This window comes from Streptomyces sp. NPDC048257 (assembly GCF_043201855.1).
Taxonomy (GTDB): Bacteria; Actinomycetota; Actinomycetes; order Streptomycetales; family Streptomycetaceae; genus Streptomyces.
The window spans coordinates 134,477-156,159 of the sequence record NZ_JBICZI010000003.1 but is presented as its reverse complement, the minus strand read 5'-3'; the positions used below and the strand labels follow the sequence as shown (position 1 = coordinate 156,159).

General features: G+C 71.6%; 23 protein-coding genes. 12 read left to right on the top strand and 11 right to left on the bottom strand.

Annotated elements, in window-relative coordinates; all coding sequences use genetic code 11:
• The first annotated feature begins 13 nt into the window (after positions 1–13).
• From ACGFZK_RS08185 to ACGFZK_RS08155, 7 genes are all read left to right on the top strand, one after another.
• The gene (locus ACGFZK_RS08185) at positions 14–700 is read left to right on the top strand and encodes a HemK2/MTQ2 family protein methyltransferase (RefSeq protein ID WP_393848043.1); all 687 of its coding nucleotides are present in this window, start codon (positions 14–16) and stop codon (positions 698–700) included.
• Positions 684–965, top strand: coding sequence for a CDGSH iron-sulfur domain-containing protein (locus ACGFZK_RS08180; protein WP_393848042.1), 282 nt, complete (start codon positions 684–686; stop codon positions 963–965). The genes ACGFZK_RS08185 and ACGFZK_RS08180 overlap by 17 nt, the downstream gene beginning before the upstream one ends.
• Positions 962–1,990 carry an iron-containing redox enzyme family protein gene (locus ACGFZK_RS08175; RefSeq protein ID WP_393848041.1) on the top strand — a complete coding sequence of 343 codons (1,029 nt, stop codon included), beginning with the start codon at positions 962–964 and terminating at the stop codon, positions 1,988–1,990. Before ACGFZK_RS08180 ends, ACGFZK_RS08175 begins: the two co-directional genes overlap by 4 nt.
• 104 nt (positions 1,991–2,094) lie before the next feature.
• Complete coding sequence (locus ACGFZK_RS08170) at positions 2,095–2,637, top strand: hypothetical protein (protein ID WP_393848040.1); 543 nt, start codon at positions 2,095–2,097, stop codon at positions 2,635–2,637.
• A gap of 479 nt (positions 2,638–3,116) precedes the next feature.
• Positions 3,117–3,467 carry a PRC-barrel domain-containing protein gene (locus ACGFZK_RS08165; RefSeq protein WP_393848039.1) on the top strand — a complete coding sequence of 117 codons (351 nt, stop codon included), beginning with the start codon at positions 3,117–3,119 and terminating at the stop codon, positions 3,465–3,467.
• Positions 3,468–3,585: 118 nt separating this feature from the next.
• Positions 3,586–3,741: a DUF6131 family protein gene (locus ACGFZK_RS08160; protein WP_184792125.1), complete on the top strand. Its 156-nt coding sequence runs from the start codon at positions 3,586–3,588 to the stop codon at positions 3,739–3,741.
• 269 nt (positions 3,742–4,010) lie between these two features.
• Positions 4,011–5,135 (top strand): glutamate--cysteine ligase, encoded by a 1,125-nt coding sequence (locus ACGFZK_RS08155; protein ID WP_393848038.1) that lies wholly within the window; start codon positions 4,011–4,013, stop codon positions 5,133–5,135.
• Between the two features lie 20 nt (positions 5,136–5,155).
• Here the strand turns inward: ACGFZK_RS08155 and ACGFZK_RS08150 are convergent, their stop codons facing one another.
• Positions 5,156–5,641, bottom strand: a complete 486-nt coding sequence (locus tag ACGFZK_RS08150) for a DUF6328 family protein (RefSeq protein WP_393848037.1) — start codon at positions 5,639–5,641, stop codon at positions 5,156–5,158.
• 81 nt (positions 5,642–5,722) lie between these two features.
• Positions 5,723–6,640: a YihY/virulence factor BrkB family protein gene (locus ACGFZK_RS08145; RefSeq protein ID WP_393848036.1), complete on the bottom strand. Its 918-nt coding sequence runs from the start codon at positions 6,638–6,640 to the stop codon at positions 5,723–5,725.
• A 90-nt stretch (positions 6,641–6,730) separates the two neighbouring features.
• Here ACGFZK_RS08145 and ACGFZK_RS08140 point away from each other — a divergent pair, with 90 nt between their 5' ends.
• On the top strand, positions 6,731–7,282 hold the full coding sequence (locus tag ACGFZK_RS08140; RefSeq protein ID WP_393848035.1) for a VanZ family protein: 552 nt from the start codon (positions 6,731–6,733) through the stop codon (positions 7,280–7,282).
• A gap of 384 nt (positions 7,283–7,666) precedes the next feature.
• Here the strand turns inward: ACGFZK_RS08140 and ACGFZK_RS08135 are convergent, their stop codons facing one another.
• Together ACGFZK_RS08135 and ACGFZK_RS08130 are read right to left on the bottom strand one after the other, a co-directional pair.
• On the bottom strand, positions 7,667–8,491 hold the full coding sequence (locus ACGFZK_RS08135; protein WP_393848034.1) for a DUF1206 domain-containing protein: 825 nt from the start codon (positions 8,489–8,491) through the stop codon (positions 7,667–7,669).
• A gap of 5 nt (positions 8,492–8,496) precedes the next feature.
• Complete coding sequence (locus ACGFZK_RS08130; RefSeq protein WP_393848033.1) at positions 8,497–8,946, bottom strand: SRPBCC family protein; 450 nt, start codon at positions 8,944–8,946, stop codon at positions 8,497–8,499.
• A 218-nt stretch (positions 8,947–9,164) separates the two neighbouring features.
• Here ACGFZK_RS08130 and ACGFZK_RS08125 point away from each other — a divergent pair, with 218 nt between their 5' ends.
• Positions 9,165–9,656: a flavin reductase family protein gene (locus ACGFZK_RS08125; RefSeq protein ID WP_393848032.1), complete on the top strand. Its 492-nt coding sequence runs from the start codon at positions 9,165–9,167 to the stop codon at positions 9,654–9,656.
• Between the two features lie 192 nt (positions 9,657–9,848).
• Here the strand turns inward: ACGFZK_RS08125 and ACGFZK_RS08120 are convergent, their stop codons facing one another.
• From ACGFZK_RS08120 to ACGFZK_RS08095, 6 genes are all read right to left on the bottom strand, one after another.
• Positions 9,849–10,511, bottom strand: coding sequence for a DUF4230 domain-containing protein (locus ACGFZK_RS08120; protein WP_393848031.1), 663 nt, complete (start codon positions 10,509–10,511; stop codon positions 9,849–9,851).
• Positions 10,512–10,599: 88 nt separating this feature from the next.
• On the bottom strand, positions 10,600–10,722 hold the full coding sequence (locus ACGFZK_RS08115; protein ID WP_393848030.1) for a hypothetical protein: 123 nt from the start codon (positions 10,720–10,722) through the stop codon (positions 10,600–10,602).
• Positions 10,723–10,794: 72 nt separating this feature from the next.
• Positions 10,795–11,259: an ATP-binding protein gene (locus ACGFZK_RS08110; RefSeq protein WP_393848029.1), complete on the bottom strand. Its 465-nt coding sequence runs from the start codon at positions 11,257–11,259 to the stop codon at positions 10,795–10,797.
• Between the two features lie 115 nt (positions 11,260–11,374).
• Positions 11,375–12,322 carry an anti-sigma factor RsbA family regulatory protein gene (locus tag ACGFZK_RS08105; protein WP_393848028.1) on the bottom strand — a complete coding sequence of 316 codons (948 nt, stop codon included), beginning with the start codon at positions 12,320–12,322 and terminating at the stop codon, positions 11,375–11,377.
• Complete coding sequence (locus ACGFZK_RS08100) at positions 12,319–12,771, bottom strand: STAS domain-containing protein (protein WP_393848027.1); 453 nt, start codon at positions 12,769–12,771, stop codon at positions 12,319–12,321. The genes ACGFZK_RS08105 and ACGFZK_RS08100 overlap by 4 nt, the downstream gene beginning before the upstream one ends.
• Before the next feature lie 9 nt (positions 12,772–12,780).
• Positions 12,781–13,707, bottom strand: coding sequence for a SigB/SigF/SigG family RNA polymerase sigma factor (locus ACGFZK_RS08095; RefSeq protein WP_393848026.1), 927 nt, complete (start codon positions 13,705–13,707; stop codon positions 12,781–12,783).
• 222 nt (positions 13,708–13,929) lie between these two features.
• Here ACGFZK_RS08095 and ACGFZK_RS08090 point away from each other — a divergent pair, with 222 nt between their 5' ends.
• A complete protein-coding gene (locus tag ACGFZK_RS08090) occupies positions 13,930–14,277 on the top strand; it encodes an STAS domain-containing protein (protein WP_393848025.1) in 348 nt (115 codons plus the stop codon).
• Here the strand turns inward: ACGFZK_RS08090 and ACGFZK_RS08085 are convergent.
• The gene (locus tag ACGFZK_RS08085; RefSeq protein ID WP_393848024.1) at positions 14,272–14,763 is read right to left on the bottom strand and encodes an ATP-binding protein; all 492 of its coding nucleotides are present in this window, start codon (positions 14,761–14,763) and stop codon (positions 14,272–14,274) included. The two genes, ACGFZK_RS08090 and ACGFZK_RS08085, sit on opposite strands and share 6 nt — an antisense overlap.
• 330 nt (positions 14,764–15,093) lie before the next feature.
• Here ACGFZK_RS08085 and ACGFZK_RS08080 point away from each other — a divergent pair, with 330 nt between their 5' ends.
• Complete coding sequence (locus ACGFZK_RS08080; RefSeq protein ID WP_393848023.1) at positions 15,094–19,128, top strand: HAMP domain-containing protein; 4,035 nt, start codon at positions 15,094–15,096, stop codon at positions 19,126–19,128.
• Positions 19,129–19,237: 109 nt separating this feature from the next.
• On the top strand, positions 19,238–21,661 hold the full coding sequence (locus ACGFZK_RS08075; protein WP_393848022.1) for a SpoIIE family protein phosphatase: 2,424 nt from the start codon (positions 19,238–19,240) through the stop codon (positions 21,659–21,661).
• Positions 21,662–21,683 lie beyond the last annotated feature (22 nt).

Here is a 21,683-nt window from a genome sequence, read left to right as displayed (position 1 = left end):
CCGGAGGTATGCGGTGTCCAGTACGGCTCTGACTGGGGGGACCCTGCCCGGTGACCTGATCGCGCTGCCGGGGGTTTATCAGCCACAGGCCGACACCATTCTCCTCGCCGAGGCCCTGGCCCAGGAGGACATCGGGCCCCGTACGGACGCGCTCGAGATCGGCACGGGCACCGGTGCGCTCGCCCTGCACGCCGCCGGCCGGGGAGCGCGGGTCACGGCGGTCGACGTTTCCTGGCCCGCCGTGGCCACGGCGCGGCTGAACTCCCTGCGCCGACGCCTGCCCCTGCGCGTCCTGCACGGTGACTTCATGGCACGCGCCGCCGGTCACCGCTTCGATCTGGTCCTGGCGAATCCGCCCTACGTGCCCGCCCCGGGGGACGGGCTCCCGTCCCGCGGGCCGGAGCGGGCCTGGGACGCCGGCCCCGACGGCCGCGCGATCATCGACCGGATCTGCGCGAGCGCCCCGGCCCTGCTGCGCCCCGGCGGCACGCTGCTCATGGTGCACTCGGGCATGTGCGGGGCCGAGGAGACCATGGACCGGCTGGCCGGAGCGGGGTGTGCGGCACGGGTGACGGCGACGGCCACCGTCCCGTGGGGCCCGGTCCTGCGTTCGCGACGGGCCTGGCTGCAGCGGCAGGGCCTGGCGGCCGAGTCCGAGGAGTGGGAAGAGCTGGTGGTGATCCGTGCCCAGCGCCTCTGAGAACGAGAACGGCACCCCCCGCCCGGGCGCGCCCGCGGCTCCGGCGCCCGCGCCCGCCCGCCGGGTGTCCGTCGACCCGCAGGGCCCGGTCCTCGTCGAGGGCCCGGTCGAGATCGTCCTGACCGACGGTACGGTCGCCCGTTCGGACCGTTTCATGGTCGCGGTGTGCACCTGCCGCCGCAGCCGTACGTACCCCTGGTGCGACACCAGCCACCGCCGCCGCGAGCGAACAGCACCGGCGCCCGGGGACAGGAGCCCACGATGACCCCTCCGAGCCCGAGCACGACGGCGGTCGCCGCAGGCCCCCGCCTGGCCGGGGGACGGGGCGAGCTGTCCCGGGCCGTGGCCGAGTCCCTGCGGTCCGGCCGCCCGCCGTCGTACGCCACCGGGACCGTGCTGAAGGCCGATCCCTGGGGGGAGGACCTCCAACTCGCGCTCTACCTCCTCTACGAGCTGCACTACCGCGGCTTCGACGGCGTGGATGACGAACGCGAATGGGATCCGGACCTGCTGCGGTTGCGCCACGCCCTGGAGACCCGCTTCCTCCACGCCCTGCGCACCGAGCTGTCCGACGGCCCCCGAACGGTCGAGGAGGCGTTCGCCCCGCTGCTCGTCCAGCCCGCCGACCTCTCCGGCAGCGTCAGCCGCCGTCTCGAGACCGACGGAGAGCTGTGGCAGTTGCGTGAGTACGCGGCCCTGCGCTCCCTCTACCACCTCAAGGAGGCCGACCCGCACGCCTGGGTCATCCCGCGCCTCACCGGACGGGCCAAGGCCGCCATGGTCGCCATCGAGTACGACGAGTTCGGTGCCGGCCGCCCCGACCGCATTCACGCGCAGCTCTTCGCGGACCTGATGACCGATCTCGGGCTGGATCCCGCGTACGGCCGGTACCTGGACGCGGCACCGGCTCCGCTGCTCTCGACCGTGAACCTGATGTCCCTCTTCGGCCTCCACCGGGCGTTGCGCGGCGCGCTCGTAGGCCATTTCGCATGCGTCGAGGTCACCTCGTCACCCGGGTCCAGGCGCCTGGCCGCGGCCATGCGGCGCTGTGGGGCGGGACCCGCCGCGGAGCACTTCTACACCGAGCACGTGGAGGCCGACGCCGTCCACGAGCAGGTCGTCCGCCACGAGGTCATCGGGGGCCTGCTGGCCGTCGAACCGGACCTCGAGGCGGACATCGCCTTCGGGTGCGCCGCGACCGTCCTGCTGGAGGACCGCCTGGCGACCCACCTCCTGGAGGCCTGGGACCACGGACGCAGCGCGTTGCGGTCGCCCCTGCCGGAGGACTGAGGGAGCGCCCGGCGCCGTGCACACCACCCCCGGGGTGTTTGACCGGGGGTGGCGTGGGCAGCCGCGTCCACACAGAGGGACGGGCCCCAGGACGGAGGCCACACATGTCGACAAGCACCCTGATAGCCGTCATCCTCGGCGCTGTGGTCGTGGTGATCGTGATCGTTGCGGTGGTGGCGATGCTGGCGCGCCGGCGACACCTGCGCAGCCGGTTCGGACCGGAGTACGAGCGCGCGGTCGAGGAGGAGGGCGGCAAGCTGGCCGCCGAGCGCGACCTGCGGGCCCGCGAGGAACGGCACGACGAGCTCGACATCAAGGAGCTCCCCGCCGAACGGCGGCGCCAGTACGCGCAGGAGTGGAGCGGGGTCCAGGAGCACTTCGTGGACCGGCCCGAAGGCTCGGTCTCCGAGGCCGACGAGCTGGTGTCCAGGCTGATGAGCGAGCGCGGCTACCCGACCGAGGGGTACAGCGGCGCGGTGCGCGACCTGTCGGTCGAGCACGGACGCACGCTGGAGCACTACCGCGCCGCGCACGCCGTCAAGGAACGCAGCGGAAACGGGCAGGCGACGACGGAAGAGCTCCGCGGGGCGATGGTCCACTACCGCGCCCTCTTCGAGGAACTGCTCGTCGACCAGAGGAGCGGGTGACATGCAGACCCACGGCAGGCAGGCGCGGGCCGTCACCGACCTCGGTCTGACCACGGAGGACCTCGCGCATCCGGGCACGGGCGCCGGACGCGAGGCACCGGAGTACCCGGTTGAGGCGACCGGGACGAGGAGATCCAGGCCGACCCGCGGGGCGCAGCGGCGGAGAGTCCGGCCGACGGCGAGACCGGGCCGCTTCTCGGAGCCGCAGAGGCGCAGGGGTACCGCGGGGCGTGGAACGAGATCCAGGGCCGCTTCGTCGACGACCCGCAAGCCGCGGTGAGGTCGGCGGACACCCTGGTCGCCGAGATCATGCAGACCGTGACCGGCACGTTCTCCGAGCACAAGCAAGGGCTGGAGGGCCAGTGGGACCGGGGCGAGCAGGTGGCGACCGGACCTGCGGCTGGCCCTGCAGCACTACCGCTCGTTCTTCAACCGCCTGCTCAACACCTGAGCGGGCTGCCCGGAAGGAGTTGTCTCGCGTGACTGAGCATCTGTGGAGCTACCGGCCGACCGCGGGCCACCTGGCATGGGCCGACCTCACCGGGTACAAGGTCGAGGCGAGCGACGGCGACATCGGGAAAGTCGACAAACACTCCTTCGAGGTCGGTGACGCGTACCTGGTGGTCGACACCGGTGTGTGGATCTTCGGCCGGGAAGTCATCCTCCCGGCGGGCCTCGTGTCCCGGATCGACCTGGAGGAGGAGACGGTCTACGTGAGCGCCACCAAGGAGCAGATCCGGGGCGCTCCCGACTTCCACCGGGACACGCACCTGGCGGACCTCGGCTACCGGCAGGAAGTCGGTGCCTACTACACCAGCCATCGCGCCTGAGGCGGGAAAATCAGGGGGTGTGCAACCGATAAAGAAGGAATCCGAGGGTAGACGCCACCTGAGACGACACGGCGGACCCAACTGGTTCGCCGAATTCCGAAGTGGGAACGAGGGCATCATGATTCTTGTCGGGCTTATTCTCCTGCTCGTCGGATTTCTGACAGGGATCTCCATCCTGTGGACCATCGGCATCATTCTGCTCGTGGTCGGCGCAGTGCTGTGGATCCTGGGCTCGGTCGGGCATGCGGTCGGCGGCCGACGCCATTACTGGTAGCCGGTAGGGCGTGCACGGTTCCCATTTCCGCTCGAATTCACCAGAGAGTGATCAGCTGTGTCGGACAAGGAAAAGAGCCGGGCCAAGGCCGAACAGGCCAAGGGTGACGTCCGTCAGGCCAAGGAAAAGGTCAAGGATGTGTTCAAGCGCTGACGCGCACAGCGTTCACCGCTGAGGTCCCGCACCCCGAAGTGGGTGCGGGACCTCAGCGGTGAACGGCCGTATCGTCCGTGACCACGGACGGATTCACAGGAGCGATGGGCGGCGGAATGCGAAGTGTGGGCGTGGAGGAAGAACTCTTGCTGGTGGACGCCTCCAGCGGTGAGCCGCTGGCCGTGTCCGGCGCGGTCCTGGCCGAGGCGGACCGCTGCGCCGGGCAGCGGTCCGAGGACGGGGGAGCGCAGGAGCACGCCTTCGAGAAGGAGCTCCAGAGGGAGCAGCTGGAATTCGCCACCAAACCGGTGACGGAAATGGGCGAGCTCCTCGAGGAGATCGTCCGCTGGCGCGCGGAGGCGGCCCGGCACGCCGCCTCGGCCGGCGCCCTCGTGGCGGCGCTCGGCACGTCACCCCTGCCCGTACGCCCCTCGCTGAGTCCGGGGAAGCGGTACGAGTGGGTCGCCGAGCAGTTCGGCCTGACCGCGCAGGAGCAGCTGACCAGTGGTTGCCACGTCCACGTCTCGGTCGAGTCGGACGAGGAGGGCGTGGCCGTCCTGGACAGGATCCGCCCGTGGCTCCCCGTGCTGACCGCGATGAGCGCGAACTCCCCCTTCTGGCAGGGCGCGGACAGCGGGTACGGAAGCTACCGAAGCAGGGTCTGGAACCGGCTGCCCTCGGCCGGGCCGGTGGACGTCTTCGGGTCCGCCGACCGCTACCACGAGCAGGTCCGCGCCATGGTGGACACGGGCGTGCTGCACGACAAGGCGATGATCTACTTCGACGCCCGCCTGTCGGCCACCTACCCGACGGTGGAGATCCGGGTCGCGGACGTGTGCCTGGAGGCGGGTACGCCGGTGCTGCTGGCCGCCCTCGTCCGCGGACTCGTCGAGACCGCCGCCCGCGCCTGGCGGGCCGGTGAGCCGCCGGCCAGGGTCAGTACCGGCCTGTTGCGGCTCGCGGCCTGGCGCGCCGGACGCTCGGGGCTGGACGGGCCGCTGCTGCACCCCCGCACGATGCGGGAGACCTCTCCCGCCGACGCCGTACTGGCCCTCTACGAGCACGTCCGCGAGGCGCTCGTCGACCACGGCGACCAGGAACGGGTGAATGCGGACGTCGCCGCTCTCCTGGAACGCGGCAACGGAGCCCGCGTCCAACGCGAGTTGCTGAGCGCCCGGGGCGATCTGGGCGCCGTCGTCCTCGGCTGCGCGGCCATCACGACGGCCGCGCCCGCTTCCTGAAGACTGAGCGGGACGCCCGCTCAGTCCACCGCGGTGTAGCGGACCCGGGCCCAGAGGGGGAGGACGAACCAGCACAGGAGGTACCAGGCCAGCACTCCCGCGACCAGCCACGGCACGATCGCGTTGTGCGTGGCCACGCGCAGCACGAGGAACAGAGCGGACGTGCAGGTCGCCAGGAGCAGGATCAGCCCGGTGAAGGTCAGGCGCGAGGCCCACGCGACCGCCTCGGGTTTGATCCGGCGGCCCGAGACGATGCGGTGGAAGGAGACGGGCCCGATCAGTGCCCCCGTCGCCAGCGCGCCCAGGACCACGGTGACGATGTAGATCACCTTGTCCGTCGGGGGCAGACCCTGGAAGTGCGGGGTGAAGGCGACGGTCAGCAGGAAGCCGAAGAGGATCTGCACACCCGTCTGCGCGACCCGGATCTCCTGGATGAGCTCCTGCCACTGGCGGTCCGCGCGCTCCTCCGCGGTCTCTCTGCGCCCCGCCCGGTCATCCTGCGTCATGACGCCTCCCTCTGTCCGCTGTGGCGGTTGCCGCCAGGGGTACCCGTACGAGCACGTGCGCGAAACTCCCCGCTCCCGTCCTCACTGCTGACCGCCCCTCGCCGGGCACGGCACCGGGCGGAAGGGGTCCCCGTCCGGCTCCCGTGCCCGCTCGGCGTTGAACTGGGCGCCGGTCAGCAGGGCCAGGTTGGCGAACCAGAGCCAGACGAGGAAGACCACGACGCTGGCCAGCGAGCCGTAGAGCCGGCCGTACGTATCCAGCTTCGTGTACATGGCGAAGAGCCCCGACGCGGCCAGCCACAGCACGGCAGCCAGTACGCCGCCGGGAAGCCCCCGGCGGGTGCCCCGGCTCTGGGCTGGCCCCGTGCGGAAGAGGATCAGCACCAGAAGGGTGACGACCGCCAGCTGCACCGGCCAGCGCAGCAGCGCCATGGCGTCCGGGCTGCCCGCACCCGCTGCCCGCGCGACCCATCGGGCCAGCGGCTCGGACACGACCAGTCCCACGGCACCGACGAAGAGCAGGACCAACAGCAGGGCGTTGATGACCAGCGTGTGCGCCGCACGCAGCGGAGGCCGCGTATCGGGTACCCGGTGCATCGTGTGCAGGGCCCGGCGGAACACGGCCAGGTAGCTGCACGCCGACCACACGGCGCTCAGTACCCCGCTGATCAGCAGGGCCCAGATCGACGACCGTTCCGCCGAGAGACCACCGAGCGCGTCGCTGAGTACCTGCGCCGACTGCGGCGGCGCGTAGGAGGCGATCTCGGCGATCAACCGGTCCCGCGTCGCTTCGCCCAGCAGCCCCACGAGGGAGACCGCGATAACGAGCGCGGGCAGCAGCGCCAGTACGGCGTAGTAGGTGAGGGCGGCCGCCTGGTCGGTGAGGTTCTCGGTCCAGACGTGGACGGCCGTACGCCGCAGCGCGCCGCGGACGCGCGCCGCGAGGGCGGCGGCGGGTGGACTGCCTGGGTGGGGGACGGTGCGGGGGATGTCGGTCACGCTGCGCGCGTGCCCGAAAGAGCCCGTGGGCATGCGCCGTTGGAGCCCCCGGAACGCGTGCCGGGCCGTCGGCAGGGTAGACGCGCCCGCATGACATGGAGCCACGCGCGGCGGCGCGACGAGGTGTCGGAGGAAGGGGCCACGGCGGCCACCGGGCGGCAACACCGTCCGGCACACCCCGCGGTCCGGGCGCTGGCCATGGTGTTCGCCTTCGCCGGGACCGTCCTGTTCAGTGTGGTCCTGGCGCGGCTGACGCTGGAGCCGTCCGCCGCCTCGGCGGCCCTCGTGCACAGCAATGTCCGCCCGGGCCATTCGATCAGCGCCTACCTGGACGGGACCTCGACGATCGAGGCGGTGCGCCAGCTGGGCGGAAACCTGCTGCTGGGGGTGCCGTTCGGTGTGCTCCTGCCCGTCCTGCTGCCTCCGGCCCGAGGACTGTTGCGGGTGGCCGCGGTGACGGTCGTCCTGATGACGCTGGTGGAGCTCACTCAGGGAGCCCTGGTCACGGGCCGCGTGTTCGACATCGACGACGTCATCCTCAACACGGCCGGAGCACTCCTCGGGTACCTGCTGATCGGCCTGCGGCTGGGCCGGGCCGTACACCCCCGCCGCAGGCACTGGTGGCACCGCTGGACGGCCTGAGGGCCGTCCCCGCAACCCTCTTGCACGCCCCGGCTGCCACTCGTGAGGAAGCCGGGGCGTGATGGCCCTCGTGTCCCAGTTGCCGTGAGGCGAGACCCGGCCCGTGTTCACGGCGCCGCCGGCCGGTGACCACCGCCTGTACGTGGCGTCTCGCGCCGTGGAGGGGGAGGCGGGCATCGACCACCTCGTGCACTTGACCGCCCGCCTCGCCCAGGCCGCCACGGCACTGACCCCTGACGGCACGGCCGAGGAACGAGGAGCCGATCAGCACGCGGCTGCGGGTCGCGGCAGAATCCGGCGCGGGACAGCACTTAGGCCGTCTGTTTCGGACCATGCCGGGCATGGTCCGAAACAGACGGCCTAAGCCACCCACCCGGACGGGGATCAGACCTCGCGCCACCGGGCCATCGCCCAGGAGAACACCCCGAAAAGCATCAGCCCGATGGCGACCGCGACCAGCAGCCACGGCCCCGCCGGCGTCTGGGTGAAAGACCTCAGGGTGTCGTCGATGCCCTTCGCCTGCGCGGGGTCGTACCGCACCGCGGCGTACACGACGAAGCCGCCGACCGCCGTGAAGACGGCGCCCCGGGCCAAGCCGCCGGCCACCCCGAGGAAGACGACGGCCTTGCGCCCCCACTCGGGGACCCCGCTCATATTGAGGTGCTTGCGGAAGCTGCGCCGCGCCGCCTGCACCGCGATGACCACGCCCGCGACGGCGATCCCCAGCCCGGCCGCACCCACCAGCCACTGGCCGGCGGGCAGATCCAGCGCCTTCGCCGTCACGTCACGCGACTGCTGGTCGCCGGACTGCCCGCCACCGCCCGCCGCGAACGAGAGCACGGAGAAGGCGATCACGGCGTAGAAGACGGTCCGGCCCGCCGAGGCCAGCCGCTTCACCGGCTTGCCGCCGTCCGGGCCCGCCGCGCCGAACACCGCCTCCGACAGGCGCCACAGCATCATGCACACGAGTCCGATGCCGACGGCCCAGATCAGAACGCCGCCGAGGGAACTCTCCGAGAGCTCCTGGAGGGCGCCCTGGCGGTCGGCCTCCTTGCCCTCGGACTCGCCGAAGGCCACGCGCAGGGCCATGATCCCGACCAGTACGTACAACACCCCACGTGCCAGCAGCCCGCAGCGCGCCGTGACCTCCCGCGCCTTGCCACCGCGGGATGCGGCCCGGACCCCCTGGTTCGCGCGCCCGTTTCTCATCACGGTCAGACCTCGCCCCGCCAGGCACCGGTCGCCACTCCGCGGGACTCGATGAACAGCTTGAACCGCTTCAGATCGCCGGCGACCTGCCGCTTGACGAAGCCGAGCTTGTCGGCGGCGGCCTCGGCCAGCCCATCGGGCACCCAGTTCATGTGCAGGACGACCTTGGTGGTGCTCGCGTCGATCGGCTGGAAGGTCACCAGCCCGGCCTGGCGCGCCTCGCCGTCCACGGTCATCCACGCGACCCGCTGGTCCGGGAGCTGCTCGGTGATCTGCGCGTCGAACTCACGCTGCACGCCGTTCACGTTCGTCACCCAGTGGGTGAGCGTCTCAGTGCGCTGGTCGATGCGTTCCACCCCCTCCATGAAGGCGGGGAACTCCTCGAACTGCGTCCACTGGTTGTACGCCGTGCGTACGGGAACGTTGACCTCGACGTACTCCTCGACGTGCGACATGCGTACCCCTTCCGTGTCGTCGGCGGCCCCGCACCCGGCGATACCCCTCGCCGCCTGCAGGACTCTTCAGCCCGCGACTACCCCTCCCCGGGCCCCCCATGCGCCCGGCCGAGGCACCGGCGGCCTCATGCCGCCCGGCTTCGGTGCCGATGACACGGGTAGGTGCCCCGTGTGCGCGAGCGGCGCGTGCGCGAAGTGAGCCGATGGAGGGAGCGGTCGTGGCGGATACGGAACTGGACCCGTTCGCCGAAGCCCTGAACGGGCCCGTCTACGTGGTCACGGTGGCGGCCGAGGGTGAGCGGTCCGGCTGCCTCGTGGGCTTCGCCTCGCAGTGCTCGATCCGGCCGCCGCGCTTCATGGTGTGGCTGTCGGTGCAGAACCACACGTTCCGCGTGGCGCGCGGTGCCTCGCACCTGGCGGTGCACGTGCTCGACCGGGGCCAGCGGTCGCTGGCGGAGCTGTTCGGCGGCGAGACCGGCGACGAGGTGGACAAACTGGCACAGGTCGACTGGCGGCCCAGCGCCGACGGCAGCCCCGTGCTGACCGGCGCCGCCGCGTGGTTCGTCGGCCGCATCGAGAGCCGGATCGACGGAGGCGACCACGTGGGCTTCCTCCTGGCGCCCACCGAGGTCGGCCCACCGGTCCGGACCGCGCCCACTCTGCTGCGCTACCGCGATGTCAAGGAGATCGACCCCGGACACCCCGCCTGACCGGCCGGTCTTCCCCGGGACGCAGAAGGGCGACCGCACGCGGCGCCCGGGGAAACGGGACACCGGCGTGCGGCCGCCGATCTCGGCGGATCGCTGCCCCGCTCGAAACAGCGATCCGCCGACATTGACGCGTATGGCCACGAATCGAAGGCTCAAACAGAGGAACTGGAAGAGATTGCGGTGCCGTGGCTCTCACGCGTATGCGACGTTCACCGTCCGGAAGCCGAGGGAGTGCAGGAGCCCCTCCAGCATCGCCGTCGTGTTCTTCTCGGCGCGCTCTGTGAGTCCGCTGTCGCGGGCCGCCTGGTCGATGTGCTGCGCGGCGAGCTTCTGCACGGCCTGCTCACCGGCCGGGTTGTCGGAGAACAGATCGCCGAGCCGGTCCAGCAGGCCGCGCTGCTTCGACACCGCGTACGAGCGGGCCGGATCCAGGGCCGCCGCCCCGAGCACCGGCCGGGGGAGCCGGATCGTGGCCTCGGTGCGGTCACCGTTCACCGTGACGTTCCGCTCGCCCAGTCCGCCCATGTCCACGTAGCCGCTGACCGAGCCGGCGCCGACGTACAGGGTGCGGGTTCCCCGGATCGCGTCGGGGAGGAACGCCGCGTCCTTCTCCAGGTCCACGACGACCTGGAAGTTGCCGACGGCGGCTTCGTAACGGTGCATGTCCTGCAGCGACTTGAGGAGCGCGGGGCCGGAACGGTCGCGTGTCTCCCCGCCGAAGAGGCCGCCGAATCCCGGAACCAGGCTGAAGCGCTCCACGAGCACGATCAGCACCACGACCACCGCCAGGCCGGCGGCGATCCGACCCCACCACGGGCGACGCGTGCCGCCCGGCCGATCCGAAGAGGTTTCCATGTCCCGCGGATACCCCGCGGACGCGGCTCCAGCGCGAGACGGCCGAGGGGGGTGTCTTGTCGATCAGACCGGATCGACGAGACACCCCCTAGCGGTGCCGGGCCAGAGCGTTGAAGAGGACCAGGAGGGCGAAGGCGATGACGATCAGGTGGACCCAGGCGGGGCCGGGCGCCGCGGTCAGGGCCAGGGAAGTGAGCGCATGGGATGTCATACCGTCCGCCTGCCCCCGTCTCCCGGAATCAAGCTCCCGTACGGGGACCGGGCACGGGCGGGAGCCGCGACGTCACCGGCCCGTGGACCTGCCCGAGGCCAGCCGTGACGCGTCGATCTCGGCCCAGACGGCCTTGCCGTTCTCATGGGTGCGGGTGCCCCAGCGATCGGAGAGGCGCTCCACGATATAGAGGCCGTGGCCTCCAGGGACCCCGCGCTGCGGGGACGGGTTGCGGCGGGGCAGCACCGTCGTGCCGTCGAAGACCTCGATCCGCAGGACCTCTCCGGCCGAGAGTGCGAGTTCGACGCAACCACCCGCGTGCAGCGACGCGTTGGTCAGCAGTTCGGACACGAGGAGCAGGACGTCCTCGGAGGTCTCGCTGCCGTCCCAGCCCCAGTCGCGCAAGGCCTCACGCGCGAAGTCACGGCCCTTGGCCACGTGGCCGCGCACGCCCGACAGGGCCAGCCGACGGCGCTGCCCTGCGACGGACAGCCCGGAAGGACGTCGGTCGCCGGTATCCGGCCCGATCGTTTCCACTGTGGTCTCTCACCCCCACCATTTGACGCTGGTCTTTGTTCGCGGGAACGAACCAGGCCCCGCGGGGCCGATGACACCTGAGCATGCCCGTGACAGTCTAGGGGACTGCCGTCCCTCAGGACGTGGCCGTGTGCAGTCTCAGAGTGAGGCCGCTGTCCGAGGCACGTATCTCGACCAGGTCGCACAGCTGATGGATCATCCACAGGCCGCGCCCGCCGTTGGCCGATGCCAGGGCGGGACGGCGGCGGCCCGCCAGCGGGTCGGCCAGACGGCCGTCGTCGCGGATCTCGGCCACGGCCCCGGCCCCCGTGCTCCACAGCCGCAGCCTGCCCCTCCCGCCCCCGTGGGCGAGGGAGTTGGCGGCGGCCTCGCTGACCGCGAGGACGAGATCGCCCCGCCGCGCCGCGTTCAGAGCCGATCCGCGGGCCCAGGCCTCGACGTACGAGCGCACCTCGCCCAGCTCCCCGTGGGTGTACGGGAACCAGGACGCACCACCGTCGGGCTCGGGCAGCGGGAGATCGCAGTCGGTGCAGACCGACGAGGCGTCGACGTGCTCCGGGCTGGGCAGGTCCTTGCCCTCTTCGACCACCGTGGGGTGGGTGCGGCGGGCATCGGACACCACCGCGGCCGACAGGCCGAGGACGTCGTACGGGCACAGGATGGTGGCCTGCCGCCCCGCGAAGGCGGTGTTGATGAGGGCCTCGTGCCGTGTGGCCTCCGTCACCTCGGCCTGCGAGCGGCCGGCCCAGATCGGCTCGCCCACGATACGGGCGGGCCGGCCCACGTGCCGGTCGGCGAAATCGTGCAGGGCGGCCAGGATGCGGCCCGGATTACGGCCCAACTGTGTCATGTCCGTCCAGGTGACCGCGGCCGCGGTCGCGTCCAGGCTCTCGCGCAGGGCGTCCAGTCGCGGGCCCGGCACGGCCACCAGCACCGGTTCGTCGGCCTCCAGGGCGGTGCGTACGAACCCTCCCACTCCTGCCAGGTACTCCGCCTGACCCTGGTAGAAGAGCGCCGGGTGGACGAAGGCCCCGGGGGTGTTGCACGCAGGAAGGTTGATCATGCTGCGACCTCCAGCGCGGCACATTCGTCCGGGAACATCTCCACTACCTTGCGGAGCGAGTATGGCGGGTGGTGGAGCAGCAGGCGACGCCCCTGACCGGTGACGGTGGCGTTCGCCTCCACCAGGGCCGCGACGGCGGCCGGGTCGAGGAAGGCCACGGCGGAAAGATCGAGATGGACGATCGCGCCGGGGATCCTGGTGACGACGTTGAGCGCCGCGCACAGGATCGCCCGGGTGTCGAGATCGCAGTTGCCGCTCAGGAGGGCGCCGGGACGGTCGGGCAGCGGCCGGGCGGTCAGCGTCCCCGCCGCACCCGCACCGCCGCCCGCGCCCGTATCCGCATTGTCGTCCGCGCACCGCACGACCGCGTCCGCCCACACCACGTCGTCGTACAGGGGCTGCCCGTCGACGGGCGGGACGGAGCCGTCGTGCCGGTGGGGAGAGGTCATGCCCGCTGCCTACGCCGAGACCATTCCGGCGCGCAGCCGGGCCAGGGTCCGCGACAGGAGGCGCGAGACCTGCATCTGCGAGATGCCCAGTTCCGCGCCGATCTCGGCCTGGGTCTTCTCCTCGCCGAAGCGCATCCGCAGGATCACCCGGTCGCGTTCGCCCAGCTGCTCCAGCAGGGGAGCGAGGGTGTGGAAGTCCTCGAAGAGTTCCATGGCGGGGTCGACGTCACCGAGCCGGTCCGCCAGCGGACGCGGCGCACGGCTCGTCGTCGAGGGCTCGTCGCCCTCCGAGCCGGCGGTGTCCAGCGAGCCGCTCGTGTATCCGTTCGCGGCGACCAGCCCGTCGATGACCTGTTCCTCGGTCAGTTCGAGGTGCTGGGCCACCTCCTTGACCGTCGGGGCCCGGCCCAGGACGTCGGTCAGGGCCTCCTGGGCCTTGGCGAGCTCGGTGCGCAGCTCCTGCAGACGGCGCGGGACGTGCACGGCCCAGGTGGTGTCACGGAAGTAGCGCTTGATCTCACCGATGACGTACGGGACGGCGAGGGTGGAGAACTCGACCCCGCGCTCGGGGTCGTAGCGGTCGATGGCCTTGATGAGGCCGATGGTCCCCACCTGGATGACGTCGTCCATGTCCAGGCCCCCGCCCAGCACGCGGGCACGGAAGCGCCGCGCCGCGAACTGCACGAGGGAGAGGTTCATCTCGATCAGGGTGTTGCGGGCGTACTGGTACTCGCGCGTGCCCTCTTCCACCGCGCGGAGCCGCTCGAAGAAGAGCTTCGACAACTCGCGTGCGTCGGCGGGCGCCATCTCCCGGGCGTTCTTCACCTCGGGCAGTGACAGGTCCTGGAGTGGGGCTCCCGCGGTGTCGGGCGCAGCGGGCGTGCTCTGCGCATCTGTTGCACCAACGAGGCCTACGGCGGTGGCCGAGCGAGTCATGTGGCCGTTCCCTCCCGATTGACTGACGGCTGCTCGAGCGCTTGTGCCCACACTTCGCCGCCCTATTCGCCCCGAGCGGAAATCTTTTTCGTACGGCCACCGCCGGGCAGGTGGAGCCGGGCGCCGGCGTGCGCGTGCCGCGACCTCGGAGCCCTGGTCCGGTCGGCGAACAGGCATACTCCCTAGCGGAGGCCGTACAGGTGACGATCCGGGGAGGCGGACATGACCGGAGCAGCGGACGCGTACCACGAAGGCGTCGTCGGGGAGAGTTATCCCGCCGGAGCCGGCTGGGTGGTGGCGGCGCACGGGGAGCTCGACCAGGACACGTTGGCCCCGCTCGAGACGGCGCTCACCTCTGCCGCGGATCGGCACCGGCTGGTGGTGCTGGACGCCGGCTCCATCACCTTCGGCGACTCGTCGTTCCTGAACCTGCTGCTGCGGCTGCACCACCTCACCACGCTGCGGATCGCCGCCCCGGGTGAGCAGCTCCGCCGCCTCTTCGCCCTGACGGGCGCCGATACGGTCCTCTCCCTGCACCCGGACGTCGAGGATGCGGTCGGGGCGTCATGACGGGCGGGCACCGGCCGGGTCGGCCGGTGGACCGGTGTCGCCGTCGGGCCCGGTGTGGAAGCCGGTGTGGGGGTCGGGCGCGCCGGGCGGACGGAAGCACGCCGTGATCGCCTTGCCGCCGTGGCACGCGTGGACGTCCCAGGAGTCGGCGAGCACGGTGACGATGCCCAGCCCCCGGCCGGACGTGGCACCGGTGTCGCCGGCGGCATCGGCCTCCCGCGGCCTGGGTAGATGGGGGTCGGAGTCGGCGACGCTCACGTGCAGGCAACTGCCGTCCCACGTCAGCACGAGGTGGGCGGTGCCCGCCGCGTGCAGGTGGGCGTTCGTCACGAGCTCGGAGACGCTGAGGAGCACGGAATGCACGGTGTCCGCGGCCGAGTTGTCCCAGGGCAGCGAGGCCAGGTGCGAGGCGGTCCACTGCCGTGCTGCCCGGACCCCCCTCGAAACCGGAAACGAGCGTGCCCATCCCACTGCCTTGACCGCCAATGCCCTCACCCCATTTCGTCGGGTTGTGTCGTTCGTCACCGGTTCGTCTACCCACCGACCGCGCAAGCATCCGCGGCTTCCGTAGCGGTGGGTGCGCGGGCTGCTCCAGAGTGACGGGGGTCAGGTAATCGGATGTTCGCCAGGGGTCCCTGGCCGGAGGAAGATCGCCCGGAAAGGGCCGAGGCCCTTCCGGTCGGCGATAACCTTCATCGACTGGTTGTGTTTGGCGAAGACGGATCCCCCGGCACCGGCCGGGGGGATCCGGTGCGCTCCCGTGTCACGTCCTGTCCCGTGCGCCGGCACGGTCGTTGTCTAGAGTGAGGTTGGCGGATGGCTGAGCGGACGCGTACGGAGGCACTGGGCGTGTCACCGGCACTTCCTGGCGAGGACAGGATCGGCGAATCGGAACTGCGCCAGCTGCTGGCCGGACTGACGGCCGTTCGGGACGGGGATTTCCGCACCCGGCTGCCCGATACGGCGGACGGTCTGCTCGGCGAGATCGCCACCGTGTTCAACGGCATGGCCGACCAGCTGTCCCTGTTCACGTCCGAGGTGACGCGGGTGGCCCGTGAGGTGGGCACCGAGGGAACGCTCGGCGGTCAGGCGCACGTACCGGGCGTCGGCGGTGCCTGGCTGGACCTCACGGATTCGGTCAATTTCATGGCCGGAAATCTCACGGACCAGGTGCGCTCCATCGCCCAGGTCGCGACGGCCGTGGCCAAGGGCGACCTGTCGCAGAAGATCACCGTGACCGCGCGCGGGGAGATCCTGGAGCTGAAGGAGACCATCAATACGATGGTCGACCAGCTCTCCGCCTTCGCCGGGGAGGTCACCCGGGTCGCCCGGGAGGTCGGCACCGAGGGCAGGCTCGGCGGCCAGGCGGACGTCAAGGGCGTCTCCGGCACCTGGAAGGACCTGACGGAGTCGGTCAACGTCATGGCCGACAACCTGACCGCCCAGGTCCGTTCGATCGCGGAGGTCACCACCGCGGTGGCCCAGGGCGATCTGACGCAGAAGATCCGGGTGGACGCGCGAGGGGAGATCCTGGAGCTGAAGGAGACCATCAACACGATGGTCGACCAGCTCTCCGCGTTCGCCGACGAGGTGACGCGGGTGGCCCGTGAGGTCGGCACCGAGGGCAATCTGGGCGGCCAGGCCACCGTCCGGGGAGTCTCCGGCACCTGGAAGGACCTCACCGACAACGTCAACGTCATGGCGTCCAACCTGACGGGTCAGGTGCGGTCCATCGCCCAGGTGGCCACCGCCGTCGCCCGCGGCGACCTCTCGCAGAAGATCATGGTGGAGGCGAAGGGCGAGGTCGCCGCCCTGGCCGGGGTCATCAACACGATGGTCGACACGCTGTCCGCGTTCGCCGACGAGGTGACGCGGGTGGCCCGCGAGGTCGGCACCGAGGGCCGCCTCGGCGGCCAGGCCCAGGTCCCCAACGTCGCGGGCACCTGGAAGGACCTCACCGACAACGTCAACTCGATGGCGAACAACCTCACCGGCCAGGTCCGCAACATCGCCCTCGTCACGACGGCCGTCGCCAACGGCGACCTGTCCAAGAAGATCGACGTGGACGCCCGGGGGGAGATCCTGGAGCTGAAGACCACCATCAACACGATGGTCGACCAGCTCTCCGCCTTCGCCGCCGAGGTCACCCGCGTCGCCCGGGAGGTCGGCAGCGAGGGCCGGCTCGGCGGCCAGGCCGAGGTCGAGGGCGTCTCCGGGACCTGGAAGCGCCTGACCGAGAACGTCAACGAGCTGGCCGGCAACCTGACCCGCCAGGTCCGGGCCATCGCCGAGGTCGCCAGCGCCGTCGCCGAGGGCGACCTGACCCGCTCGATCACCGTCGACGCCTCGGGCGAGGTGGCCGAACTCAAGGACAACATCAACTCCATGGTCGGCTCGCTGCGCGAGAGCACCCGGGCCAACCAGGAGCAGGACTGGCTCAAGTCCAACCTGGCCCGCATCTCGGGCCTGATGCAGGGCCACCGCGACCTCTCCGTCGTCGCCGAGCTCGTCATGGACGAACTGACCCCGCTGGTCGCCGCCCAGTACGGCGCCTTCTACCTCGCCGAGGACGGCCCCCACGGCACCGTGCTCACCCTGGTCGGCTCCTACGGCCGCCCCGCGGGCGCCGCCCTGGGCGTGGGCTTCGCCCTCGGTGAGTCCCTGGTCGGGCAGGCCGCACGCAGTCACCGGATCATCGTCACCGACCAGGTCCCCGGCGACTACGTCATTTCCTCGGGCCTCGGCCACACCACCCCGGGCAGCCTGATCATCCTGCCGATCGTCGTGGAGGACCAGGTCCTCGGCGTCATCGAGCTGGCCTCCTTCTCCGCCTTCACCCCCGTACACCGGGACTTCCTCGGCCAGTTGATGGAGACCATCGGCGTCAACGTCAACACCATCGTCGCCAACGCCCGCACCGACGAACTCCTCGAGGAGTCCCAGCGGCTGACCGGCGAGCTCCAGGCGCGTTCGGAGGAACTCCAGGTCCAGCAGGTGGAACTGCAGCGCTCCAACGCGGAGCTGGAGGAGAAGGCGGCCCTCCTCGCCAGCCAGAACAGCGACATCGAGGCCAAGAACCTGGAGATCGAGCAGGCCCGCCAGGAACTGGAGGACCGCGCCCGGCAGTTGTCGCGCGCCTCCACCTACAAGTCCGAGTTCCTGGCCAACATGAGCCACGAGCTGCGCACGCCCCTCAACAGCCTCCTCATCCTCGCGCAGCTCCTCGCCCAGAACCCGACCCGCAACCTCTCCCCGAAGCAGGTCGAGTACGCGGGCATCATCCACTCGGCCGGCTCCGACCTGCTGCAGCTGATCAACGACATCCTCGACCTCTCGAAGGTCGAGGCGGGGAAGATGGACATCAACCCCGAGCGGGTCCACCTGCCCCAGCTGCTGGAGTACGTCGAGGCCACCTTCCGCCCGCTGACCACGCAGAAGAGCCTCGACTTCACCGTCACCACCGCCCCCGACGCCCCGGCCGACCTGCTCACCGACGACGCGCGGCTGCGGCAGATCCTGCGCAACCTGCTCTCCAACGCGGTCAAGTTCACCGAACGCGGCGGCGTCGAGCTGCGGATCGAACCGGCCACGGCCCCCGAGGTCCCCGCCGGACTCTCCGGCCGCCCGCCCATGGTGGCCTTCCGGGTACGGGACACGGGCATCGGAATCCCCGAGCAGCAGCTGGAGTCCGTGTTCGGCGCCTTCCAGCAGGCCGACGGCACCACCAGCCGCAAGTACGGCGGCACCGGGCTCGGCCTCTCCATCAGCCGCGAGATCGCCCAGCTCCTCGGTGGCGCCGTCACCGCGGAGAGCACGCCGGGACAGGGCAGTACCTTCACCCTCTACCTGCCCGTCAGCCGGGCGGACTTCGAGGAGGAATCGCTCGACGACACCGCCGCGGAGGCCCGGAACGCGGCCGGCGCCGGCCACCTGGTACCGGTGGGCGGCGCCGGCACGGCGGCCGCCGCCCTCGTGCCGCCGCAGCGCCAGCCCCGCCGGCTCCTGGTGATCGAGGAACGCCCCAACGGCCTGCTCTCCCTCGTCGCCGAGAGCGCCGACCGGGACTTCGCCCCCGGCCACCAGCCGTCCGGGGACCACCGCGAGGGCATCCAGGTGGTCAACGCCACCAGCTCGCGGGCAGCCGCCGCCGCCCTGGCGTCGGACTCCTTCCACTGCGTCGTCCTCGAGCTGGACATGCCCGGCGGCGAGGCCCTGCGCTTCCTCGACGCGCTCGACGGGGACCCCGCGCTCTCCTCCCTCCCGGTCCTCGCGCACAACAACCCGCGCCTGAAGACCGGGCAGGAGAAGGTGCTGCGGGAACGGGCCGCGTCGCGCCGACTGGAACTGCTGTCGAGCCTGGACGAGCTGCGCGAACGCATCGTGCTGCACCTGTCCGCCGACCAGCCGGGGGACGTACTGCCCCTCGTCCAGGGAAACACCGAGCGCCGCCAGACCGCCCACGTGCTCGACGACGACCTGGCGGGACGGACCGTCCTGGTCGTCGACGACGACGCGCGCAACCTGTACGCCCTCAGCGGCGTACTGGAACTGCACGGTATTCGCGTCCTGCACGCCGAGGACGGGCGCAAGGGCATCGACACGCTCACCCGCAACGAGGGCGTCGACCTGATCCTGATGGACGTGATGATGCCGGAGCTGGACGGCTACGCGGCGACCGCCGAGATCCGCCGGATGCCGGCCTACTCGGGGCTGCCCATCATCGCGGTCACCGCCAAGGCGATGCCCGGCGACCGGGAGAAGTCCCTCGCCGCCGGGGCCAGCGACTACGTGACCAAGCCGGTCGACGCCGACGACCTCATCGCCCGCGTCCGGCACTGGATCACCGGATGACCGCCACCGCGCCGGCACGGCCCGCACCGTCCGCGCCGACCGTCCGAGCGTGTCCCTCACGGCCCGTCTCCCAGGGCCCCGACCGTCCCAGCGAGGAGCCGGCAGCACGGTGAGCACCCCCGACACACAGCAGCACGACGATGCGCGGTCGCCGGGAGCGGTGGGCGAGGAGTCGTGCCGCAGCGCCATTCCGCACCAGGTCCCCACGCCGCTGGGGCGCCTGGTCGCCACCGTCGAACGGCTGCGCCGTGAGGTACGTCAGGCGCACGCCGCCGCGGACGGCAGGGCCCTGGTCGAGCTGGCCAAGGGCATCCTGATCGGACAGCTCAGCTGCACCCCCGCCGCGGCGGCACGGCAGCTCGACGAGTTGTCGCGCGAGACCGGGATGTCCCCGATCGAACTCGCCGCCGACATCGTCAACCAGGCGTCCCGCGACCACGTCAGCGAGGTCGCCGCCGAGTTCGTCGAGCGCACCGGCACGCCCGAACCGGCCGGGTCGACCGCCACGGTCGCGGTCCGGCTGCGCACCGCCGAGAGCGGGGTGCTGGCCGCCGCCGACGACACCCAGGCGGTCGCCGAGTCCCTCCTGACGAACGCCCTCGGGCCCCTGGGCGCGGTCGCCGTCGCCGTGTGGAGCGCGGCCCCCGACGGCTCGCTGGCCCTCGCGGGGCACGCCGGGTTCGTGCCCGGGGAAGCCGCGCGCTGGCGCCACGTCCCCCCGGGCGTCTCCACCGTCGCCCGCCTCGCGCTGCGGGACCGCCGCCTGGTCGCGCTCGCCCGGCTGAACCGCGAGGGCCTGCCCTCGATCGGCCACCTGCAATGGCCCGACGGCGGCCGGATGGCCGTACCCGCCGGGACCGGCGGGCGGATCCACGGCGTCCTCGAGATCTGCTGGCCCCAGCCGCTGGAGCCGCAACCCCCGCAGATCGAGCGCCAAGTCGAGGCCCTCGCCGAACTCTGCGCCCGCACCATGGACGCCGCACCCCCGGGCGACCCCGGCGCCCTCGAAGCGGTGCTCCCGGACGTTGCGGAGCTGATCGACCTGTCCGAGGGCCTGCACGATCCCGCCGTGGTCCTCACCCCCGTGCTCGACCCCGAGGGCCGGCTCACCGACTTCCGCATCCGCCACGCCAGCAGCCGCTTCGTCGATCCCGCCGGGCGGCAGCGCGGCGACGTCAACGGCGCGCTGCTGCTCGAGGCCTATCCGATGGCGGCCGGCGAGCGGGGGCTCTTCGACATCGTCGAGCGCGTCCACGCGACGGGCGAGCCCTTCCGCGCCGAACGCATGAGCCTGACCGCGCTCGTCGACCAGATCCCCCTCACCTCCGTCGCGGACATCAGCGTCAGCCGGCACGGCGCGGCCGTCCTGCTGATCTGGCGCGTCGAGGACGAGACGGCGCGACTGGCCGACCTCCTCCAGCACGCCCAGCGCCTGGGCCGGATCGGGGGCTTCGAGGAGAACCTCGTCACCGGCGAGATCACCTGGAACGCGCAGCTCTACGCGCTCCACGGACTGCCGGCCACCGCACCCCCCGTACCGCTGCGGGAACTGCCCGGCTACGCCCACCCCGACGACTCCGGAGCCCTGGGCCGCTTCCTGCGCGCCGTACTGCGTTACCGCCGTCCGGCATCGGTCAACCTCCGCCTGCGCAGATCCGACGGCATCACCCGGCACATCCGCGTCGTCGCCGAGCCCGTCCTCGACGCCGACCAGCGGCTCCACGCCGTCCGCGGCGCCTACCAGGACATCTCGGCGCAGCACTGGACCGAGGTCGCCCTGGCCGCGACCCGGGACCAACTCGCCCACACCGAGGCCGAGTCAGCCGAACGCAACCGCCTCGCCCTGCAGCTCCAGCACGCCATCATGCCGCCCACGCCGCCGGCCATCACGGCACCCGGCCTGCGCGTGGCCGTGCGCTACCGGCCCGCGGAGACCGAGTCGCTCGTCGGCGGCGACTGGTACGACACCGTGGTCCTGCCCTCCGGGCTGATCATGCTCTCCGTGGGCGACGTCGCCGGACACGGCATCGAGGCCGCCACCGGCATGGTCGTCCTCCGCAACGCCCTGCGCGGCCTCGCCGTGACCGGAGCGGGCCCCGCCCAGCTGCTGTCCTGGCTCAACACGGTCACCCACCACCTCGCCAAGCACCTGACGGCCACCGCGGTCTGCGGGCTCTTCGACCCCAGCACCAGGGTCATGCGATGGGCGCGCGCCGGGCACCTGCCGCCCGTACTCGTCCGCGACGGCGAGGCCGAAGCCTTCCCGCTCATCGAGGGCCTGCTCCTCGGCGCACTCCCCGAAGTCACGTACGCCGAACGGGAGGTGCGGCTCGAACAGGGCGACACCCTGCTGATGTTCACGGACGGCCTGGTGGAGCGCCGGGACTCCTCGGTGCAGGACTCGCTCGGTCACCTCGTGCACGCGGCCGCCTCCTGCGCCGGGGACCTGGACCTGCAGCTGGACCGCCTCCTCGCCGAGAGCCGATCCGACACGGACGACGACACCTGCGTCATCGGAATCCAGGTCGGCTGACGCGGTGGGATGACGCCGTAGG